We start from the raw sequence: 20,965 nt of genomic DNA, 5'->3' as shown, positions 1-20,965 counted from the left end.
CCATGAATGTAAGAGCCCTCGCCGCCAAAGCCTTGTATGCGGTATTAGAGCAAGGCATTTCGTTATCAGTTGCACTGCCTGAGCAACAAAAAAAGCTCAGCAATGGTAAAGATAAAGGCCTACTTGCCGAACTTTGTTATGGCGTATTGCGCGTACTGCCACAGCTTGATAAACGAGTGAGTGATTGCTTAAGTAAACCCTTTAAAAACAAGCAACGCGTATTGCATCAATTATTGCTTGTAGGTTGTTATCAGCTGTATTTTACTCGCATACCTGAACATGCCGCGATTTCAGAAACCGCTGAAGCTTGTCGTCAGCTAAGATTCGAAGGCTTGGTTAAAGTTATCAATGGAGTATTGAGAAACATTCAGCGCAACCAAACGGAACTCAGCGCTGATAATCCTGTATTGGAATTTAATACTCCCAACTGGCTGATCAAACACTTACAAGCCGCTTACCCTGATGCTTGGAAGTCCATTATTGAGCAAAGCCACCAGCGGCCGCCGATGTGGCTTCGTAATAACCAGCAAGCACAAAGCCGTGAGCAATATCTCTCACAATTGTCAGAAGCTGGCATAGAGGCCACAGCGGGCAAGAGTAAGGATGCCATATTGCTGGAGCAAGCGACAGATGTGATGCAGTTACCAAACTTCGCACAAGGCGCTGTTTCTGTTCAAGATGCTGCGGCACAATGGGCGGCTTGGTTACTTGAGCCCAAAGATAACGAGCTGATTTTAGATGCGTGTGCAGCCCCGGGTGGTAAAACGTGTCACATTTTAGAGCAAGCCCCAAACGCACAAGTCATCGCTGTAGATTTTGATGAAAAGCGCTTAGCTCGCGTCAATGAGAATCTCGAGCGCCTGAATGTATCAGCGCAAACCATTCATGGTGATGCCGCCAATATTGATTCATGGTGGCAAGGTGACAAATTCGATCGCATTTTGCTTGACGCCCCCTGCTCAGCCACGGGCGTTATTCGCCGTCACCCAGATATTAAATGGTTAAGGCAATCGAAAGACATTGAAGAGCTTGCCAAGTTGCAATCCCAAATATTGGACCATTGTTGGCAATGGCTAAAACCGGGCGGCACACTACTTTATGCCACTTGCTCAATTTTGCCTGAAGAAAATGCCGAACAAATCAAAGCATTTCTTGCTCGTCAATCTGATGCTAAGCTTGAAGGGTTTGCAGAGCAAAATAGCCAAGATTCAATCGGCTGGCAAATCACACCTGGTGAATCGAATATGGACGGGTTTTATTACGCTCGTTTAAAAAAACAATAGGGATAGAAACAGGCAATGAAAATTATCATTTTAGGTGCAGGTCAGGTTGGCGGCACACTGGCAGAAAATCTGGTAGGTGAAAACAACGATATCACCTTAGTCGATAATGATAAAATTCGCCTGCGCTCTCTACAGGATAAGTTTGACTTACGAGTCGTTCATGGTCACGGGGCGCACCCAGAAGTCTTAAAAGAAGCCGGTGCAGAGGATGCCGATATGCTCATCGCTGTGACCAACAGCGATGAATGTAATATGGCGGCCTGTCAAATCGCCTATACCTTATACGGTACCCCAACTAAGATTGCTCGTATTCGCTCTCAACAATACCTGACGCTCAGCAATAAATTATTCATCGACAGTGAGCGTAAAAACTCAGATAACCGTTTACGTGGCGGTTTTGTGATTGATGAACTTATTGCCCCAGAGCAACTCGTCACCTCATACATTCACCGCTTAGTCGAATACCCTGGCGCACTTCAAGTTCTTGAATTTGCCGAAGGTCGTTTAAGCTTAGTCGCCATTAAAGCGTATTACGGTGGCCCGCTTGTAGGGAATGCACTGTCTGCGCTGCGCGAGCATATGCCGAATATTGATACCCGTGTTGCTGCGATTTTCCGTCAGGGTCGCCCCATCATGCCACAAGGCACCACCATCATCGAAGCCGATGATGAGGTGTTTTTCGTCGCTGACAGTCGCCATGTTCGTGCGGTAATGAGCGAAATGCAAAAGCTGGATAATCAATACCGTAATATCATGATTGCAGGTGGCGGTAACATTGGTTTAGGGCTGGCGAAAAAGCTCGAACAAGACCATGCGGTTAAGCTGCTTGAAGCCAAGCCAGAACGTGCCGAAGCCTTATCTGAGTTACTGGAAAATACCACGGTCTTTTGCGGGGATGCCGCCGATCAAGAATTGCTCCTTGAAGAGCACATCGACCAAACCGACGTATTTATTGCGGTCACCAATGATGATGAAGCCAACATCATGTCAGCCTTATTGGCGAAACGCATGGGCGCCAAAAAAGTCATGGTGCTTATTCAACGTGAAGCTTATGTCGATTTAGTTCAAGAAGCCAATATTGATATCGCGATCTCACCTCAACAAGCCACCATTTCGGCGTTGTTAACCCATATTCGTCAAGGCGATATTTGTAACGTTTATTCATTACGAAGAGGGGCGGCAGAAGCCATTGAAGCCATTGCCCATGGTGACGCCAGTACTTCTAAGGTTGTTGGTAAAGCCATTGGTGACATCAAAATGCCTCCGGGTACCACCATTGGTGCCATTGTACGCGAACAAGAAGTATTAATGGCGCACGATAAAACCGTTATCGAGCAGGGAGACCATGTGGTGCTGTTTTTGGTCAACAAGAAATTTATTGGCGAAGTCGAAAAACTGTTCCAACCTAGCGCGTTCTTTTTCTAGAGGTAAACGCATGCTGTTACTACACTTAGTTGCATCATATCGAACGTTTCAGGTTTTATGATCAACTTTCGCCCAGTCATATTTACATTAGGCACATTCTTATCGATGCTGTCGGGGTTTATGCTTATTCCCCTGTGTTTTTCTTTGATTTATGCCGAAGATACCAGCATCGCCTTTATTCTGGCGACAGCCCTGACCAGCATTGCCGCCAGTATTTGTATCCATCAAGGTCAGAAAGCACGCATCCACCTCAACATTCGTGAAATGTTCATTCTGACCAGCATCACCTGGTTTGTAGTCAGTTTATTTGCGGCACTGCCCTTTACCTTTTATCACGGTATCGAATACACCGACGCCTTCTTTGAAACCATGTCAGGGGTCACCACCACAGGCTCTACGGTACTGTCTGGACTTGATGACATGGCCCATAGTATTTTGATCTGGCGTTCTCTACTGCAATGGCTGGGCGGGATTGGTTTTATTGTGATGGCCGTTGCCGTATTACCGTTTTTAAACGTCGGTGGTATGCGCCTATTCCGCACAGAATCCTCAGATTGGAGTGATAAGAGTACGCCACGCACTCAAGACATGGCGAAGAATTTATTCTTCATCTATATCCTGCTCAGTGTGGCCTGTGCCTTGAGCTATCATCTTGCAGGCATGACATGGTTTGAAGCCATCAACCATGCCATGACCACGATTTCGACTGGCGGCTATTCCACTTCCGATCAATCCATGTCGCACTTTTCTCATAGCGCTCAATGGATCAGTATTGTGTTTATGCTGGCTGGCGGCTTACCTTTAATCATCTTTGTGCAATGCATTGCCCAGCGTAGTTTACTGGTTTGGAAAGATGCTCAAGTTGTGGGATTTGTGAAGTTTTTAGCTTTAGTCTCCATCGTATTGGCCATTTGGTATTGGTTTACTCACCACGGTACACACCCAATCGATGCCTTGAGATTAGCCACCTTCAATGTGGTTTCTGTGGTGACCACCACAGGCTATGGGCTTACTGACTATGGCGCTTGGGGCGCCTTTTCCTTCGTGGTGTTTTTGTTTTTAATGTCGGTAGGCAGTTGCTCAGGCTCCACCTCTGGCGGCATTAAAATTTTCCGCTTTCAAATTGCCTTTGCCATCATGCGTGAGCAACTGAAACTGCAATTTCATCCTAATGGCGTCTTTACCGAGAAGTACAACAACCGCAGCATTCAACCCGATATTGTGCGTTCGTTAGTGACCTTTATGTTGTTGTACGTTGCCGTGGTGATTGCCATCACCATTATTTTAGTGCTGACGAATTTAGATCCTATGACCAGCTTAAGTGCTTCGCTCACCGCAGTAGCTAATGTTGGCCCAGGATTAGGCGACATTATTGGCCCTGCAGGCAACTTCTCCAGCTTAAGCGATACCGCTAAATGGGCATTATCCATTGGTATGTTACTTGGCCGATTGGAGATCTTAACCGTAGCTGTGATTTTCCATCCGAAGTTTTGGAAGTTTTAACAAAAAAGCCACGCTCCTTGTCGTGGCTTTTTAGCACTGAGATAAATTACAAAATCTTTCCAAGATTCAATAGCTGAGTTTCACCGCTGTTATCGTCAACGCCATCATTGTCATTAACGATAAACACGTTTCCGTCAGGCATCACCGCTAAACCCTCTACCTTTTCAAACGCAAGGTTGTTGTAGCGAGTTAAATCTGGCATTAAATCACGCACCATCATTTTAGTGACATCTGCGCCATCGGCTAAGCCTTTAAGTGAAATGCGATACAGCTTTTTAATCGCTGCATCTGGGCCACTTTGGTTGTCACGCTCAACCACAAGGAACTCACCATCTTTAAGGGCGGTGATTTCACTTAAACCAACCCAGCCACCGTTTTGTGATTTTGGCTCATCTAAGGTGTAGTTGAAGAACTTCCAGCTAGTATTGCTTGGATCAAACTTAGCAATACGCACTGTTTCTTCGTCATTCCATGCTCGTTGCATCGCGATAACCACTTTGCCATCGGATTCAGTCACGCCTTCAAAACCAAAGCGTAATTGCACGTTTTCTAGCGCTTCAGGTAAGCGGTGAGCGCGAGTAATTTCAGCGTCCTTGTTCAGTTTCAACAATAGGTTAACTGAGTTTACAGGTTTCTTCTTGTCGCCAACCGTACCAGAGCCTTCAGACACTAACCAGAATCCACCATTAGCTGCCATAGCAATGCCTTCTGGATCGAGATTCACGGTTTTATCTTCATTGACCATTGCCGCTAAATCCGCTGAATCAAAGACATCTTTACGGGCGTCAGATTTAGCATCTTCGGCTGCGTCAACCGCCACCACTTTCAAGCCTTTTAATACGTCATTGCTGTCTTTGATTTGCATTGCTGCCGTTAATACCGCAGGTTGCTTACTGGCATCAATTTTGAAGAGTCGACTGTGGGTATAAGCACTGTCTTCAACGGCATAAAGGTGTTTGCTGTCATCAGCTGCCACTAAACCAGAAAGCGCACTCCAAGGGATTGGATGACCATTAGCATCATTCACAGACTGAATGCTTGGGTACCTATTGTACTTACTGCCGTAACGGTAGATGTTGAGGCCCGCACGCATTTTATCGCCACGATCATCTTTCTCGCTTGATGCAATCACAAGGTCGCGGCTTGGGATCGCTAGAATACCTTCAGGCCCGACCGCCGCTGGCAAAGTTTGCTTGTACTTTGGCGTATCTGCATCATTCACATCGTAAACGAAGACTAAATTGGCACGCTCAGAGGCCACAAATAAATAGTTGTCATCACCAAACTCACCGACTTCAATGTTTTCTGGCTCGTTTCCTTTGTTTTCTGAGCGCCCTTCTGGGTAATGGCCAAAACGCACCGCTAAATGCTCAAGTTGATTTGCCGCTTGATACACCACTTTGCCTTGAGTGTTATACACGGTGAAGCCACGGCCGCCACCTTTGTAATCACCTTCATCAGCAGTGGCAAAGAAGTCATTATTGATCCAGCTTACGCCGTCTGGCTCACGCGGCACATCGCTTAAGCTGCCAGTCAGTTGAATGCGATCTTCTTCTTTGTTATCAATCGCAGCCAGATTTACTGTGCCCGCTGAGAAATGCTTAGTGACTTTTGCCGTTTCTAAATCAATCAATACAATATGATTGTTTTCTTGTAGCGTAACCACAGCAATGTTGTTGTCGTTAATGTCTACATATTCTGGCTCAGGATCATCAGCGTGATTGTCAGCTAACCCTTTAAGTGCCACAGTTGAGGTTGTCCATGAATCCACACCGCCCATCGCTTTGAGTACAATCACTTCACCAGCTTCGGTTTGTGGAAATGGCGTATCTTCATCTAAACGCTCATTTTCAAGTACGATAGCGGCATAGTTACCGTCTTTGCTTACCGCGACAGAGTCAGGCTGACCCGCAAGCGCAATCGAACGCTCAAGCATAGGCTTGGCCGTATCCATGATGTTATAGATTTCTAAACTGCCTGATTGTGTATCGTCTTTTGAAAGGTTGGTGGCAACCAGTAAGTAGTTACCTAATGCTGAAATTGACGTTGGCTCACCTTGTAGCTCAAACGTGCCTAAACCTTGTGGCTGTTCAGGGTTTTCAATGCTCACGGCACCAAAGGCTTCTTGCTCGCCATCGGTATAATAAACCACCATGCCGTCCTCACTGGCGGCAGAAATTTCCGCTACCGTTTCTTCATCAGTGTCACAGCTGTTATCGAACTGCAAGCACACTGGGTAAGTCGCAATGCGCTCAAAATAATCTTGGTTATTTTGCTGGCAAACGTAGCTGGTGTTTGATACTTCGTCGCCGTCTAACTTACCGTTTTCATTGGTATCAGTGCCAGATGTCACCCTAATACCGCCATCGGTACACTGAGCATGACCAACCGGAAGTTCCGTATGAACGACTAGCGCCGCCGCACCATTTTTTCCACTGCTGCCATTACCACCTGCACTTCCATTCTGACCATCTTTGCCGTCTTTTCCATCCTTACCGTCATCACCATTACACGCCGCTAATAAGCTGGCCATGATAATAGTCGCAAGCATATTGCGTTTCATGTTCATTTTCTGTCCTTAAAAATTAAAAAACTTAACTAAATTAAGAAACTAAAATGACAATGAGGATACGTATTTATGTCGATTTGATTGTTGTTTTATGACAAGAACAATTAATGGATAAACTCATTACCCTCTGACCTTCACAGCGATTTAAAATGAAAATAATTGACAGTCCCTGATTACAGATTTCAGTTCCCACCCTTTTCAAAATCCATCATATCTCATTATTTTTAAACTAAATTTCATCATTGCTTTGTTGGTTTTTAGATATATTACGAGGTTAGGACTAGTTACATTTACAGGAGGCATTTATTTTCAGAACAGTCAGGAGCTTAAATGTTTGGCATTCCTCAATTCATCTACAACTATGGTGCTTGGATGCTTGGTTATGCCGCAGAGCCTCCCGCAGTAGCGAATCATGATTTGCCCCATCAAATGGAATCAGGTGTTCATACTCCTGTATCTTTAGACCTTGAACCCGAAGCACCACCTCTAAATTTTGATACCCAACTCGGTAGACGATTAGACAGCAAACTCCCCGCTTTCCATGCTAAAGCTCATCAATTAAACGCCAAGATGGAGCCTTTACTAGCACAAACACGCAGCCCTGATTTTGTAAGTCAAAACTGTTTACAAGCCGAACAGTTATTTATCGAGTTTTACAGACTCTATTGCGGTTATTCTGACTATTTAAAAAGCTCACCAATAGAGCAAGAGTTTTTAAGCCTTCCTACAACGCCATCGAGCAACTCTGATCGCGTCTATGCCTTATTACATATCAACACCATTAGCCTGTGCCTAAAAGGCATGGAACTGCTCACTAACGAATTCTGTCTGTCAGATGCCATTCTCCGTGGTGTATGTATGAATTATTTATCCGCAGATGCGAGATCAGTTCCATTTTCACCTCTGAGCCAAGAGCTTAGTACCGTAAGCCTAGATACCTTTGTTCATTCAAAGCTAGCCTTGTTACAGTTGGGATTTAAATTAATCGAAAAGTATCAAGATAAAATAGGTTTTGATCAGTTATGCCAGAGCTATGCGCAATTTGTGGTAAATACCGGTATTCTCGTCGAAAGAGCAGAAAAAGAAACGGCCATTCCTATTGAGTCGAGTTTAGAAGAAACTCGGGCAGCCCTTGGTCAATTTGTTTACGCAGAACAAATCCTCCATCACAGGTTGTGTTTTGCCTATAGCGAAGAGCATCGGGCTCATAAAAATTGTGTTTATCTGATCCACCACTTGCGCTTTTGTAAATTCCTTGTCCGACCTTCCAGCATGGTTCCAATATTACATTGCCTCAATCAATTAGAAGGTACGCCTAGCGCAATTCAAGTTCAGCAAATCGCTTCGTATCTCGAATTTTTCTTAGCACGCTCACTACCCGATCACATCCCAGTAGATGCCATTGTGATTAAGCCGCACATTGAAGCGTTCGTTTTCATGATGACTAACCAAGACAGCTGGTTAAATAAAGCGTTGGCTAAAGATGAATTATCACAATTGACATCAACGGTTAAAACAAAGTTTTCCCAAGCTGAGCAGATTGCCCAGCGGCATTTTTCAATTACGCTGTCCAAACTTCCTAAATCAACGCTAGCGACGTTCAACTATGATGCTGAGCCAGCTGAGAATACGCCTCCTAAAGATGTTCACCCTAAAAACTTAAGAAAGCGAGACATTGATTGTTTACATCAAGCCTTGTCTATCCCAGCCGTTGGCCTCTCGTCCGTACCCAAATCAAAAGTGAGTGTACAAAAGCAATCCGCAACCGCATTACACTCGCTCTTCGAAACCGCAAACAAACAGTCGACTCAGTTCATTACGCATTATCAATCAAAATCGAAGGAACAATTTCCAAATGCTCACCTCCGTGCTGCTCAAACAACGATTTCGGCTTACCAAACTTACCTAAGTACCCACCCTTGTGAGGCTCAAATACTGGTAAGGCCCTTTGTCCCTGTTGTTATGTGTAACGCCAGAAATAACCATGGGAACGTAGGAAAAACGTCACAAAAAACAAGACATTTTGCTCTGCAACAACTCTGTCTTTTTGTTAATCACTATCAATACCAAACCAATAGACAGCTTGAGTCTCTCGATAATCAGTTTCTACAAATCAAGAAAATGAAACCATCAAATGAAAGAGAGCGGCAGTTTCAACAACTGTGCGCGAGTATGGAAAGGTTTCAGAATGAACGTTTAGAATGCATAACGCATACAATCAAAGCCACAGTAGCTCATCAAGACCGTGAGCATGAGTTCATGTCTAAATCAGAAATATTAATAGATGTTGTGGTAGATATGTCTACATTGTGGGAAAAAATGTTAACAATACACCTTGAAACTCAAGCCATAAGTGGCATCTCAAAAGCTACGCTTACTAACCTACAAGCAACCATTTTGGATGGCCCATTTTATAAAAACAGAGGTTTGCTATCTGTGGTTTTATTACACTCTAGCTTACCTGTAACCCCCTATTTTAGACAAAAAGTAAACTGCATAAAGCTCATTATCAGTAAGGATGAGATTATAGAAGCATTGACTCAATTAGACTACTTCAGTATTGAACTGCAAGTAGATCCAGAACTATTACAGCTTCTATTTCAGCAATTAACTCACGCTGTCAATGCTGAGGTTAAGCAATTAAAAGCGAACCCTTCGGGTAGTTCACCTGTAACCTTAGCGGTCATGAATAGTTTTGAGCATGGCTGGTTGCAGCGGCATTGGCATGAGTTTGTCTATCTACGAAATGGCATGATCCCTGATGAGCAAAACTTATTGCCCCTCATTAAAACTCATCATGATGCAGTCAAACAACAAGTAATTAACGCAAAAGCAAAGCGACAACGCTTGTATGAAGTCGGACAACGGGTTTTAGCGAGAAAAGCCAAACCGGCTCCGCCTCCTAATCAAGGCAAAGCAGCACGACCGCTAAAGCCTCAGCCACAAAAAATGCAACTTGAGCCCACAACGGGTGCTTTAGAACCCGTAACTGAGAGTGAAATTGATAAGGTATTTACTAAAGTAGAGGCCATGATCCCAACCCAGCCAGCCAGTGCCATGTTGGAACTGAATAAAATATTCGAAGCCTCTCAAGATCGCCCTAACTTTCGAGTACGAGCACAGATCAATATTGCCTTTGCTGCCGTGATGGAGGTCACTACAACCTTGAATAAATTCAGTCAAGTAGCAAAAGACAGTGCGGTTTTCCAAAAAATGCTTAACACCGCTATTGATAGCCCCCCACATCATTTTCAATCTAAAGATCTTTATAAAAAGATGATCCTTCATTATGAAAATTTAGCAACGCTATGCGAGCAACTGGATGCCAGCATTAACACCTTTAAAGCACGAATGATCGACTTTAATAAGATTGCACCCCAAGTATCAAGCGAGGATGAAACGGTTCATGACATTGTTTGCTCAGTCTTAATGGATTGCAGTAACCGCCTTATACAAGTGGAATCAACGCTAGAAGTTCTTCAAGACTGCGTCAGGTTAAGGCATTTACATAACACGGCATTAGCTCAGGTTAAGAAAAAAGAAAATGTAGATTATGACAGTCGGTATAAGGCAAAAATGGCTTTTCAGCATGGTGGCAATTCAGTGATGGCCTCACAAGCGGTGGTAATGAAAGCAATTGGCACTTTGGTTGACGCTCAAGTAAGAGCGTTTGAAGGTGAAACCCGTCAATGAATTATCTGATCACTCTTCTCTCTCACTTGGGTACAGGCATCGCGTAGGAGAAGTTTCGATAAAATGAAGGAATGTTATTGTGGCATGAGTTGCATCCTTTGATGTTCAGTCAGGGTACAACTGTTAAGTAGTACATTGCTAGCTATATAAGGTACGACAAAACATCCAAGGACAGTCATGGAGTTTATTGTCTCTATTGGGGGTGAAGCAGTAAATAGAATACAAATTTCAAAGAGATTGTAAGTACATTTTCAATTAACTAGAGGACGTTAAAATGAAAGCTTTCATACTTACTGCCACCTTGTGTACAAATGCAGCACTGGCCGCCGTGCCACCGGTTCAATTTTTTGGGGATTGGGAAGTATTAAGTGATGGTACTAATTTAGCCGCAACATCCATACCTTTAAATTTAAGCCCACGATCTGTATTTTTTGTCTGTAATCTAAATCATCAAGATTGTAAGGTTACTTATTTGCAACCCAATCAGTGCAATAAGAATGACCACCCCTTTATCAATATCATAAGACAAGATCATTATTCATGGGCAGGCTTTAAAGCTGATTGTGTTAATGGCCAATTAGAAGCAGACGACACCGGATGGACTTCTATATTTGCAGTGATTAACGGCTCTCCGGATCATTTTTCAATAGCGCTACCTGCTGTAGAAGATAGCACGAATACTTATAGTTCTAATGGTGCAAAAGAAGCGATTCAATATATTTCAGGAACGAACAATAATTTTAATTGGTCGACTTTGAAAAAATAGGCTTTAGAACTTGAAAAAGAACAGCATTGAAGATTAGGGGGGAAACTAATATAAACCACCTCAATTTGAGACTTTATAAAAATGTAATACCCCTCATTAGACCCTGACATTCCTAGTTTTTTTAGAATTATTTAGAACCACTGATGATTTTAAATCAATAAAAAAGCCCATAAACTATGCATTTATGAGCTTCTTAGGAAGTTATAGGTTTAGGGCAGATTACATCATGCCGCCCATACCACCCATTCCTCCCATGCCGCCACCCATGGCGCCCATGTCTGGAGCAGCAGCTTCTGATTCTTCTTCACCCACCATTGCTTCGGTAGTGATCATCAAACCAGCGATAGAGGCTGCGTATTGTAATGCGCTACGAGTTACTTTAGTTGGGTCAAGGATACCCATTTCTAGCATGTCACCGTAAGTGTCGTTGCCTGCGTTGTAACCATAGTTGCCAGTGCCACCTTTAACAGTGTTCGCCACTACAGACGCTTCTTCACCTGCGTTGGTCGAGATTTGACGCAGTGGTGCTTCCATAGCACGTAGTGCCATTGCTACACCGTGCTGTTGATCTTCGTTCGCCACATCAACGTCAGCGACTTTAGAAGCAACACGGATAAGCGCTACACCGCCGCCTGGAACCACACCTTCTTCAACGGCTGCACGAGTCGCGTGAAGCGCATCTTCAACACGCTCTTTCTTCTCTTTCATTTCAACTTCAGTCGCGGCGCCGACTTTGATCACGGCAACACCGCCAGCCAGTTTCGCCATGCGCTCTTGCAGTTTTTCTTTGTCGTAGTCAGAAGTTGATTCTTCAACTTGTTGCTTGATTTGAGCCACACGCGCTTGAATTTGTGCTTCTTCACCAGTGCCATCAATGATGGTCGTAGTGTCTTTAGTGATCACAACACGCTTAGCTGTACCTAAGTCTTCAAGCTGTGCTTTTTCAAGCTCCATGCCCACTTCTTCAGCAATCACAGTACCGCCAGTTAGGATAGCGATATCTTGAAGCATGGCTTTACGGCGGTCACCGAAACCTGGCGCTTTAACCGCGGCAACTTTCACAATACCACGCATGTTATTCACAACTAATGTTGCAAGCGCTTCGCCTTCAACATCTTCAGCGATGATCATCAGTGGCTTACCGGTTTTCGCCAAACCTTCAAGGATTGGTAGTAATTCACGGATGTTAGAAATCTTTTTGTCGACAAGCAGAATGTACGGGCTGTCTAGCTCTACGCTACCCGTTTCTTGCTTGTTGATGAAGTAAGGAGATAGGTAACCACGGTCAAACTGCATACCTTCTACTACGTCAAGTTCGTTTTCTAGCGCTTGACCTTCTTCAACAGTGATAACGCCTTCTTTACCTACACGCTCCATCGCTTCAGCGATGATGTCACCAACGGTTTCGTCAGAGTTAGCAGAGATAGTACCTACTTGCGCGATGGCTTTTGAGTCTGCACATTCTTGAGACAGATCTTTCAGCTCAGCAACCGCTGCTTTAACCGCTTTGTCGATGCCGCGTTTAAGATCCATTGGGTTCATGCCAGCGGCAACCGCTTTTAGACCTTCAGTTACGATAGCCTGTGCTAATACGGTAGCGGTAGTGGTACCGTCACCCGCTGCATCGTTAGCTTTTGATGCAACTTCTTTCACCATTTGCGCGCCCATGTTTTCGAACTTGTCTTTAAGTTCGATTTCTTTGGCTACGGTTACACCGTCTTTGGTGATAAGCGGCGCACCAAAGCTTTTGTCTAGTACAACGTTACGGCCTTTAGGACCTAAGGTTACTTTTACTGCGTTCGCCAGTGTGTTCACGCCTTTGAGCATTTTGCTGCGAGCGTCATTACCAAATAGCACTTCTTTTGCTGCCATTGTTTTTATCCTCTAAATTCGTGTTGAAAATTACTCAGTAACTACTGCAAGAATGTCTGACTCAGATAAGATCAGGACTTCTTTACCATCTACTTTTTCTTTTTTCACACCATAGCCTTCGTTGAAGATCACGATGTCGCCCACTTCAACGTCTAATGCTTGAACGGTACCATTTTCAAGAATGCGACCTTTACCCGTCGCCAACACTTTACCGCGAGATGACTTTTCTGCTGCACTACCAGTTAGCACAATGCCACCAGCTGATTTTGATTCTACTTCTAATGGCTCAATGATCACGCGATCATGTAATGGACGAATCTTCATCGATGGAGTCTCCTAACGAATAACAATCTAATAAAACGAAATATTTGGGGAATAAGCCCGTTTAATAACAGGGATATATGGTTGTATTTATCAGTTTCAAGAGAGGAGCCCAAAAAAATTCAATTTTTGTTAATGCTTGCTCTCTGCCGTTTTATGGCAATTTTTGCTAAAATCTTGATTCTTTTTTCGCTTCGTTGCATTTTTACTCAAGAAAAAGCAGCTGCCTCTTTTTGGATGTTGATGAAAGATCACCACGGCATTTTGCACGCGCCAATAGCGCCCACATTATTAAAAATGAGCCTCCCGAATTTAGTAGGGATTTTTACGGTATTAAGTTTCAACCTAATAGACACTTATTTTATCAGTCGCTTGGGCACTCATGCTTTAACCGCTATTAGTTTTACTTTTCCTGTGACCTTATTGATTGTCAGTATTGCGATTGGCATTGGTGCAGGCGTATCTACCAATTTCGGCCGATTAATTGGTGCGAAACAATTTGGCCAAGCACGCGTCCTGTTTCATGATGCGTTACTGATCAGCCTGTTATTGACGGTCTTGGTGTCCATCATTGGTTTTTTCAGTATTGATTGGTTATTCCAACTATTGGGCGCCAAAGCCATAAGCCTTCCGCTTATCCATGACTACATGGCAATTTGGTATTTAGGCGCGCCAATTCTAGTGTTACTCATGGTGGGAAACCAAGGGATCAGAGCCACTGGCGATACCCATACTCCAGCAAAAATCATGGCTTTTAGTGCCATTTTAAATGTGATTTTAGATCCATTATTGATATTTGGACTCGGCCCATTTCCTCGATTAGAAATCCAAGGCGCCGCCATTGCGACTTTGCTTTCTTGGTTAGTGGCGTTTGGTTTTTCAGGCTACATCATTGCCATAAAGCGTAAGCTGATTGAATTTGTTGATTTTGAAATTAAGCGAGTGAAACACAGTTGGCATCGTCTAGCACATATCGCCCGCCCTGCGGCGTTCACTAACTTGATCAATCCATTAGCCAATGCCGTATTAATGGCGCTACTAGCACGTTTGGATCATGCCGCAGTGGCCGCGTTTGGCGCAGGCACTAGAATCGAATCCATTTTATTAATGGCGGTGATGGCTCTGTCATCCAGTCTTGTGCCTTTTATCGCACAGAACTTAGGTGCTGGACATCCTGAACGTGCTAAACACGCACTGACCTTGTCATTAAAGTTCATCTTTGTATTTCAGTGTGCGTTATATATCCCTGTATTTATCTTTTCCCAGCACATTGCTCTTTTATTTACTCAAGATCCTGCAGTGTTACATTGGCTACATTTGTATTTGATCGCCTTACCTCTTGCCTATGGCGGTTTAGGCATGATTATTCTATTTGCCACAGCCTTAAATGCTTACCATCGACCAATGAGTTCTTTGGTTATTAATGTCAGCCGGCTGTTTTTATTAATGATTCCGCTGGCATTATTGGGCTCATATATTGATGGTGTGAGGGGGATTCTGATTGCCTTACCCATTACCAATCTCGCTATGGGATTTGCTTGCTATTACTTATCTAAACACATCACTGATCCGAATTTAAACTAAGGATTAATTCGGCCCAGTTTTATGAATATTTGTTGAGATATTCTTGTGAATTTTCACTCTAACTTCTGTAGTTATACTCGTGATACCTGAAGATTCAGGATTTCAGCGAGAATTAATTGCCATTTAGGAAAGGCACTTACCCGCAGGAATAACCATTCTATTTCAAGGTTAAGTAACGCATCATAAATGGCAATTAAACTCGCACAATGTGGGCATTTCAGCGTTGATTCTTCTTTGTTGTGAAAGCTTAAATTAGCCCGCTAGTTCTGCACTTTCACGCCTTGAATAATGCAACGCTGAATTAGCCCTGAAAATTGTATCTTCAAGTATCACGAGTATATTTAATAACCACTGAAATAGGTAGTAGACTTGGCAGTAAATGATAGCCCTGTCGATACACAAAGTTGTTATCAACAGGCCGTTAAGACACTTAATTTTAAGAAATTAGAGCGAGGGGAACAGTGTGAACTGAGCGTCCATACTGGCGCGAAATCCACACGTCACTACCTTGTACAACGATTACATAATAAATTGACGCTCATCCGTACTCGCCAATTCTTTAAAAATGATACTGAATTTACCCTAACTGATCAGCTGCCTTACGATACTCATGAATATCAGTTACTTAAGACCATATCTTTACAAGCGTCGATTACCTTTTTACAAGTTGAGCTCTTTACTTCATCTGTACCGTTAGATGATTCAAAACTCTCAATCATAAACTCATTAGAGGCAGAAAAAGCCGCGTCTTTATTAAGTTCCGAATATTTACAAAAAACGCCACCGAATGTAGATGGATTAGCTCAAACACTTAAAAATCTTGATGAAAAAGTGGCTCATTCAGTCTTTCAGCACTTATCTACGGAAAATAAACTGGCGTTGTTACATAGTCGCAATTGGTACAATTCACAGCTACACGCTCAATTGTTCTTTAAGCTCACGTTAGAAGAGCAGCAATGCTTTGTAACACAAGCTGCTCCTCAAGAACTTGAAGTCTTTTTTAATAACGTCCAATTATTGGTGCAAGATAAAGAAATGGAGTGTGATGATTGGGAAAAGGTCGATGCCTGTGAAACACAAACCGAAGAAACCCAATACACAACTCAACTGACAAGGCTATTTGATTCGCTGCAATCCACCACCGATGTTAAAGAGAAATTAGAGCAATCTATTTTTCAATTATCTGTACCGGTTTTTGCTAATTTCACAGAGTTGTTTCCAAACACTATGCAGCAAGCATGGTTACTTGGGTACTTATCAGCCGCCAATGATTTAGCGCCTCATCAAGCATTGATCGCAAGCCGTATTTGTAGCTTGCCACTTACCGAAGCGATACGAGTACTGAACCAACTTGCGACTAAACCTTTGATCCAAGTGTTAACGACAATGGACGCTGATCAGGCGCTTGTGTATTTAAAACAGCCTGAGCTAAATCAAAAGCAAGCAGACATTCAAACTCACCTTTTTAATCTTCTTGCTCAGACTCCAATCGCAAGTAAAAAACGACCGGTATGTCATAAGCTACTCGAGTTACGTTCTCCAGCCCCAGTAGCGATGCTTTGTTTCTATTTCACTCCGATAAGCTTTGAAGCATTTTTGGGGCAATTAAGCCCTGAAGAAGCCAAAGCAATTGTAAATCAACTTACTTTTTTGGCCGATCAAAGTAAGCATGCCAGCCAACCCGAGTTATTAAGTCGACTCCCAACCGAATATCTTGTTGAATTGAGCCGAGAGCAACAGCAATCTCAAGTCGATATGTTACGTCAAATGTCGCCGTTAACCGCCATGCGTGTCATGTCCGAATGGCTTCCTGATGACTGGGATCATTTTTTTCCTACAAATGATGCCTGCTTATTAAGAGTACTCAAGCCTTTTTCTCCTTCAACACGGCAAACCTTGATAAGAAGGATCCCTTGGCGCCACTGGCAAGCTCTGGTAATAAGATTAATTAACTGTCCATTAGACACCATCACAGACTTCACCTACGATCTGCACTTTAACACTTGGTGGCAGTGTAACTGTCCAGCTGAACAGCTCAAGATGTTTAATCAACAATCCCCATCGTTCCAAAGAGGCTGCTTGCTGTTTTTAAGCTATGAAAAATTATTAAACCTCATTGTGGCAAGTCCAGCGTCTAGCTTAGGTCTGATGATCGACAGATTCCCGTCACATCCTAAATTGATCCACTTTTTAATCTTTCTAGGAAAAGAACATCCCGAACGGCTACAAGCCGCTTGCGATTGGCTATCTGAACAATATTCTCATTTTGACGAAACAGAAGGTTTAATGGAAGCTTGCTATAATGCTGATGTTCCAGCGGTAACACACTATGTTGCCAAACTTTATCAAAGTGAGCCTTTTGTAAACAAAATTGCACGTGCTTATCGTAGTCACAAAGAACGACTCGACTTAATCCATCAAAGCAATGATGCAATAATAGTTGCTGCAGGAAAGCAGCCTCAAGGTCCGACTTATTATTATGATAAAGAAAAGATATTTCCGCCGATGCGCCATCCTAGTGGGACAAAAGATCTCGTAGGTTTCCATCGCTACGGCGTTCCTCATGGTGGAGCTAAACAAGTAACAACTCAAGATGATCATTATATTGCGCTTGAAGAAAATATCTCAAAGCACCGAAGAAATGGTGTGTTCCAAATTAAACTGCTGACTACGGAGCAAACCCATAAGACCCGTAATATATTTGAAGAAATTCACACATCATTAGGAAAGCCTAGACTAGAGGACAGCTGTTTTACCCCTGGATTATTAGGCGTCATCACGGAAAATGAACAAATATTAGCCGTAAGAGGTGGTGTCGACGTTACTAGCTACGTAAATTCACATGGCTCATTACCACTCGTCACTTTTAAAAGTCTGACAGCTCAAGTCGCTAAATTGCATGAAGCCGATATTGTTCACCGAGATTTCAAACCAGAGAATATTTTGATTCGAGATTCTGTGTCAGTCGATGGTAAACGTGTCTGGCTGCCAAGCATACAACTCAAAGTCATCGATTGCGATGGCGCGATAACACGTTCTTCTGGTCAACCGCGCAACTCCGCTTATACCATTGCTTATATCACCCGTTCTTTACTTGTAAATCGTGGCCGAGAAAGACGTTCAAGTGGCTTAACCATCAACGTCAGCAGTGAGAACTATGCACTCCTACTTACGATTTTGTTCGCTGTCAGTGAAGAGTTTCGCGCACTGCCTTTGTGTCACCCCAAAGAGGAAAACCGACAGTATTCCGTTGATCGCATGTTTGAAGTTGGTATTTTAAAGGAATATCAAAAATGGCCTCCACTTGAAAAGGCATTAATGAAGATCCTTGAGCAATACATAGTACCTAAGCACCTAAACAAAGTCGTACGATTTTTGACAAACCCTTTTCTAAACCGTTTACCCATACCGCTACATAACGTGTTTAATTGGCAGGCTTAAGTAAACCTCAACTCTGCATAAGCCTGCCAAATTTTCAGTGACTTAAATCGGTGAGCCAGGTGGCAATGCTAGCGGTTTATCAATTAATTTATGTTTCGGCTCACTGAGACCTTTACCTATCTCTGCCGCCAACCATTGTAAGTGTCTTTCACTATCACCACTGTGTTGGCGAGAGTATCGAGCTAATTGCTTACTGGCTAAGACTAGCTTCGCTCGTATAAACGACTTCACTTCTGGCGTCGTATTCGGATGATGCAAACTCGACAATAAACTATCGGCAACCACAGTGTTGGTTCGCATCCATAATCGAAGCTTGTTCTTATCCTTTGGTTTGTTAAACCAAGTGCAGTCCAATAACTGAGTTACTAATTCTGTGACCGATAAACGCACTTCCGAAGCCTGATGTGCTTCATCAATTCGATTTAATCGTCTTGGCTGCAAAATATTATCGGCAATATGGCGGCCCAACACTTCGGCCATTCCCAGTTCGTCATTAATAACACCTAAGCGTGAAGCAAAACTCTCACGAGTTCGGCGATAGGCGCCAGCTTTTGGTAATAACTGACTTTTAAGCGCTGTTGACAATGCTAATTGCTGTGGTGATAAGGCATCAAGTAATGCGCTCAGTGCGCTTCGCTGTGACTCATTAGAGCTAAATTGCCATTTATCGGTGTAGCCATAATCGTAATCCGTACCGCCAATGTATTTCGCCACAGCATTGATTTGGTAACGCGACAATAGATACATAGGGACTAACGTATCGCTGAGTTCCCCCAAAGGTTGCCCTTCAAGTAAAACGTTTGCATTAAAATCTTGCAATGCTTGCTGACGCACTTTTTGAAGTCGTTTTAATTCATCAATAGCACTGCTACCGTTATCCCAAAGGCTGGCATAGATCTGACTGGCATCAGCAGCACGAGAGTCGGATTCACCGATATTTCTCAACCCATCTTTATGCGCTTGAGCAATCAGTGCATTTAAGCTTTGCATCTGAGCTTGTGGAGTATCGAATTCGCCATAACCATATTGAATGGCGAATTCATCCCATTTTCCGACACCAACACCATATGCATTGGTGATATCAACCTTGCCGTCTTGTAGGGTGATTTTCGGATGTGGATAGTCCATCACTGAGGCATCAAGAGTGGATGAAGCCGCAAAGTTATGTCCGATTCCGATAGTGTGCCCAAGTTCGTGTGCCGACAGTTGGCGAATGCGTGCTAATGCCATTTGCATTGAAGCTTTGTCTGCGGCTTCTCTATCTTCCCAGCCAGCGGTTAACCCACGAGCGATTAATAAATCTTGGCGAACACGTAGACTGCCTAACGTTACATGTCCTTTGATGATTTCACCATTACGAGGATCGTGGATCACTGAACCGTATGACCAACCACGGGTTGCACGATGCACCCATTGGATCATGTTGTAACGCACATCTTGTGGATCAGCACCTTCAGGTAATAATTCCACTTTAAAGCCATCAATAAAGCCCGCTTTTTCAAATGCGGTTTCCCACCAGCGCGCACCATCAAGCAATGCACTACGAATAGGTTCTGGCGCACCACGATCTAGGTAATACACAATCGGCTTTTTCACTTTACTTGGGGCACTACCTGAATTGACCTTTTGTAAGCGATGACGCAATAAATAACGCTGTGTGATCGGCTTATCAATCGGTTGCGCATAATCCATGAAAGAGCGCGTGATATAACCACTGCGCGGATCATAAGCTCGAGCTTGGTAACCCTCATCTGGCAGGGCAATCATTGAGTAGCGCATTTGAATCGACAATTTTTGCGGATCTGGCGTTACTTGCTGCGCATAGTTTCCCGGCTTGCTGCTGTTAAACGTCAGCAGCACATCAACATCACTATTGTTAGGGAAAACTTTTATACTGCTTGGTTTGACCAAAGATAAGTTTTTATTAAGTTGATAATTACCTTGACCACGAGCCTTTAATCTAGAAGCCACACCGTGAAGATCATTCACCACCAAGCTATTGATTGAAACGGTAGGCTGCTTAGCACCACGAATTTTTCCACGCCACAAAATCGATTCCGCAAAAGCATTTTTTACTGCTTGTTGCTCGGCAGTATTGTTGGAATCGGCTCGGTAATAGGTATTTAGCTGTTTTAAAATCAAGTCAGTGCCATAACGCTCAAACTGCACAAGACGAGTGACTCCCAACTGCCCTCTATCAAGGCCAATATCATTAGAACCAACGCCTTGTACTAAGCTTGTGACCAATAAAAATGGCTGATTAAGCTTCTCGACTTTCAGCAATAAATCACCGCTATTATCATCAAACTTTAATTGATAGAAAGACTGGTTTGAAGCTTGCTGCTCCTTAGCTGTTGCAACGTCAATGGCAGCTGGTGTGAACGTAGAATAGCTAGCAGTGGCAATAAATAACCCAACTGCCAATCGACTTGAGAATTTCATGTTGCGTCCTTGATCAATTTTTTTACAACAGCTTACGGTCTAGTCCATTCAGATTCAATCCCCGAA

Annotated in this window: 11 protein-coding genes; 7 read left to right on the top strand and 4 right to left on the bottom strand. The window is 43.4% G+C overall.

Annotated features, from left to right (window positions below; translation table 11 throughout):
- Positions 1–2: 2 nt before the first annotated feature.
- From rsmB to E2H97_RS01050, 3 genes are read left to right on the top strand one after another with little or no spacing between them, the layout of a single operon-like run.
- Positions 3–1,283 (top strand): 16S rRNA (cytosine(967)-C(5))-methyltransferase RsmB, encoded by a 1,281-nt coding sequence (gene rsmB, locus E2H97_RS01060; RefSeq protein WP_133405407.1) that lies wholly within the window; start codon positions 3–5, stop codon positions 1,281–1,283.
- Between the two features lie 15 nt (positions 1,284–1,298).
- Positions 1,299–2,708, top strand: a complete 1,410-nt coding sequence (gene trkA / locus E2H97_RS01055) for a Trk system potassium transporter TrkA (protein ID WP_133405406.1) — start codon at positions 1,299–1,301, stop codon at positions 2,706–2,708.
- A 57-nt stretch (positions 2,709–2,765) separates the two neighbouring features.
- Positions 2,766–4,211 (top strand): TrkH family potassium uptake protein, encoded by a 1,446-nt coding sequence (locus tag E2H97_RS01050; RefSeq protein ID WP_133405405.1) that lies wholly within the window; start codon positions 2,766–2,768, stop codon positions 4,209–4,211.
- Positions 4,212–4,257: 46 nt separating this feature from the next.
- Here E2H97_RS01050 and E2H97_RS01045 read toward each other — a convergent pair whose 3' ends face one another.
- On the bottom strand, positions 4,258–6,780 hold the full coding sequence (locus E2H97_RS01045; RefSeq protein ID WP_133405404.1) for an esterase-like activity of phytase family protein: 2,523 nt from the start codon (positions 6,778–6,780) through the stop codon (positions 4,258–4,260).
- A 330-nt stretch (positions 6,781–7,110) separates the two neighbouring features.
- Between E2H97_RS01045 and E2H97_RS01040 the strand changes: the two genes are divergently transcribed.
- Both E2H97_RS01040 and E2H97_RS01035 read left to right on the top strand, forming a co-directional pair.
- Positions 7,111–10,473: a hypothetical protein gene (locus E2H97_RS01040; RefSeq protein ID WP_133405403.1), complete on the top strand. Its 3,363-nt coding sequence runs from the start codon at positions 7,111–7,113 to the stop codon at positions 10,471–10,473.
- 274 nt (positions 10,474–10,747) lie between these two features.
- Complete coding sequence (locus E2H97_RS01035) at positions 10,748–11,239, top strand: hypothetical protein (RefSeq protein WP_133405402.1); 492 nt, start codon at positions 10,748–10,750, stop codon at positions 11,237–11,239.
- A 219-nt stretch (positions 11,240–11,458) separates the two neighbouring features.
- Here E2H97_RS01035 and groL read toward each other — a convergent pair whose 3' ends face one another.
- Both groL and E2H97_RS01025 read right to left on the bottom strand, forming a co-directional pair.
- Positions 11,459–13,111 (bottom strand): chaperonin GroEL, encoded by a 1,653-nt coding sequence (groL, locus tag E2H97_RS01030; protein WP_133405401.1) that lies wholly within the window; start codon positions 13,109–13,111, stop codon positions 11,459–11,461.
- A gap of 30 nt (positions 13,112–13,141) precedes the next feature.
- Entirely contained in the window at positions 13,142–13,435 is a 294-nt protein-coding gene (locus E2H97_RS01025) for a co-chaperone GroES (RefSeq protein WP_133405400.1), read from the bottom strand.
- 240 nt (positions 13,436–13,675) lie between these two features.
- Here E2H97_RS01025 and E2H97_RS01020 point away from each other — a divergent pair, with 240 nt between their 5' ends.
- The gene (locus E2H97_RS01020) at positions 13,676–15,016 is read left to right on the top strand and encodes an MATE family efflux transporter (RefSeq protein WP_133405399.1); all 1,341 of its coding nucleotides are present in this window, start codon (positions 13,676–13,678) and stop codon (positions 15,014–15,016) included.
- Positions 15,017–15,385: 369 nt separating this feature from the next.
- Positions 15,386–18,457, top strand: a complete 3,072-nt coding sequence (locus tag E2H97_RS01015; RefSeq protein WP_133405398.1) for a protein kinase family protein — start codon at positions 15,386–15,388, stop codon at positions 18,455–18,457.
- A gap of 42 nt (positions 18,458–18,499) precedes the next feature.
- Here the strand turns inward: E2H97_RS01015 and E2H97_RS01010 are convergent, their stop codons facing one another.
- The gene (locus tag E2H97_RS01010; RefSeq protein ID WP_133405397.1) at positions 18,500–20,899 is read right to left on the bottom strand and encodes a zinc-dependent metalloprotease; all 2,400 of its coding nucleotides are present in this window, start codon (positions 20,897–20,899) and stop codon (positions 18,500–18,502) included.
- Positions 20,900–20,965 lie beyond the last annotated feature (66 nt).

Source organism: Parashewanella tropica (assembly GCF_004358445.1).
In the GTDB taxonomy this organism is placed as follows: Bacteria; Pseudomonadota; Gammaproteobacteria; order Enterobacterales; family Shewanellaceae; genus Parashewanella; species Parashewanella tropica.
This window is presented reverse-complemented; position numbering and strand designations above follow the sequence as displayed.

Excerpts from the sequence above, each read along its gene's own strand:
- groL (WP_133405401.1), bottom strand. The coding sequence starts at position 13,111 with ATGGCAGCAAAAGAAGTGCTATTTGGTAATGACGCTCGCAGCAAAATG.
- E2H97_RS01025 (WP_133405400.1), bottom strand. The coding sequence starts at position 13,435 with ATGAAGATTCGTCCATTACATGATCGCGTGATCATTGAGCCATTAGAA.
- rsmB (WP_133405407.1), top strand. The coding sequence starts at position 3 with ATGAATGTAAGAGCCCTCGCCGCCAAAGCCTTGTATGCGGTATTAGAG.
- E2H97_RS01010 (WP_133405397.1), bottom strand. The coding sequence starts at position 20,899 with ATGAAATTCTCAAGTCGATTGGCAGTTGGGTTATTTATTGCCACTGCT.
- E2H97_RS01035 (WP_133405402.1), top strand. The coding sequence starts at position 10,748 with ATGAAAGCTTTCATACTTACTGCCACCTTGTGTACAAATGCAGCACTG.
- E2H97_RS01040 (WP_133405403.1), top strand. The coding sequence starts at position 7,111 with ATGTTTGGCATTCCTCAATTCATCTACAACTATGGTGCTTGGATGCTT.
- trkA (WP_133405406.1), top strand. The coding sequence starts at position 1,299 with ATGAAAATTATCATTTTAGGTGCAGGTCAGGTTGGCGGCACACTGGCA.
- E2H97_RS01020 (WP_133405399.1), top strand. The coding sequence starts at position 13,676 with ATGAAAGATCACCACGGCATTTTGCACGCGCCAATAGCGCCCACATTA.
- E2H97_RS01045 (WP_133405404.1), bottom strand. The coding sequence starts at position 6,780 with ATGAACATGAAACGCAATATGCTTGCGACTATTATCATGGCCAGCTTA.
- E2H97_RS01050 (WP_133405405.1), top strand. The coding sequence starts at position 2,766 with ATGATCAACTTTCGCCCAGTCATATTTACATTAGGCACATTCTTATCG.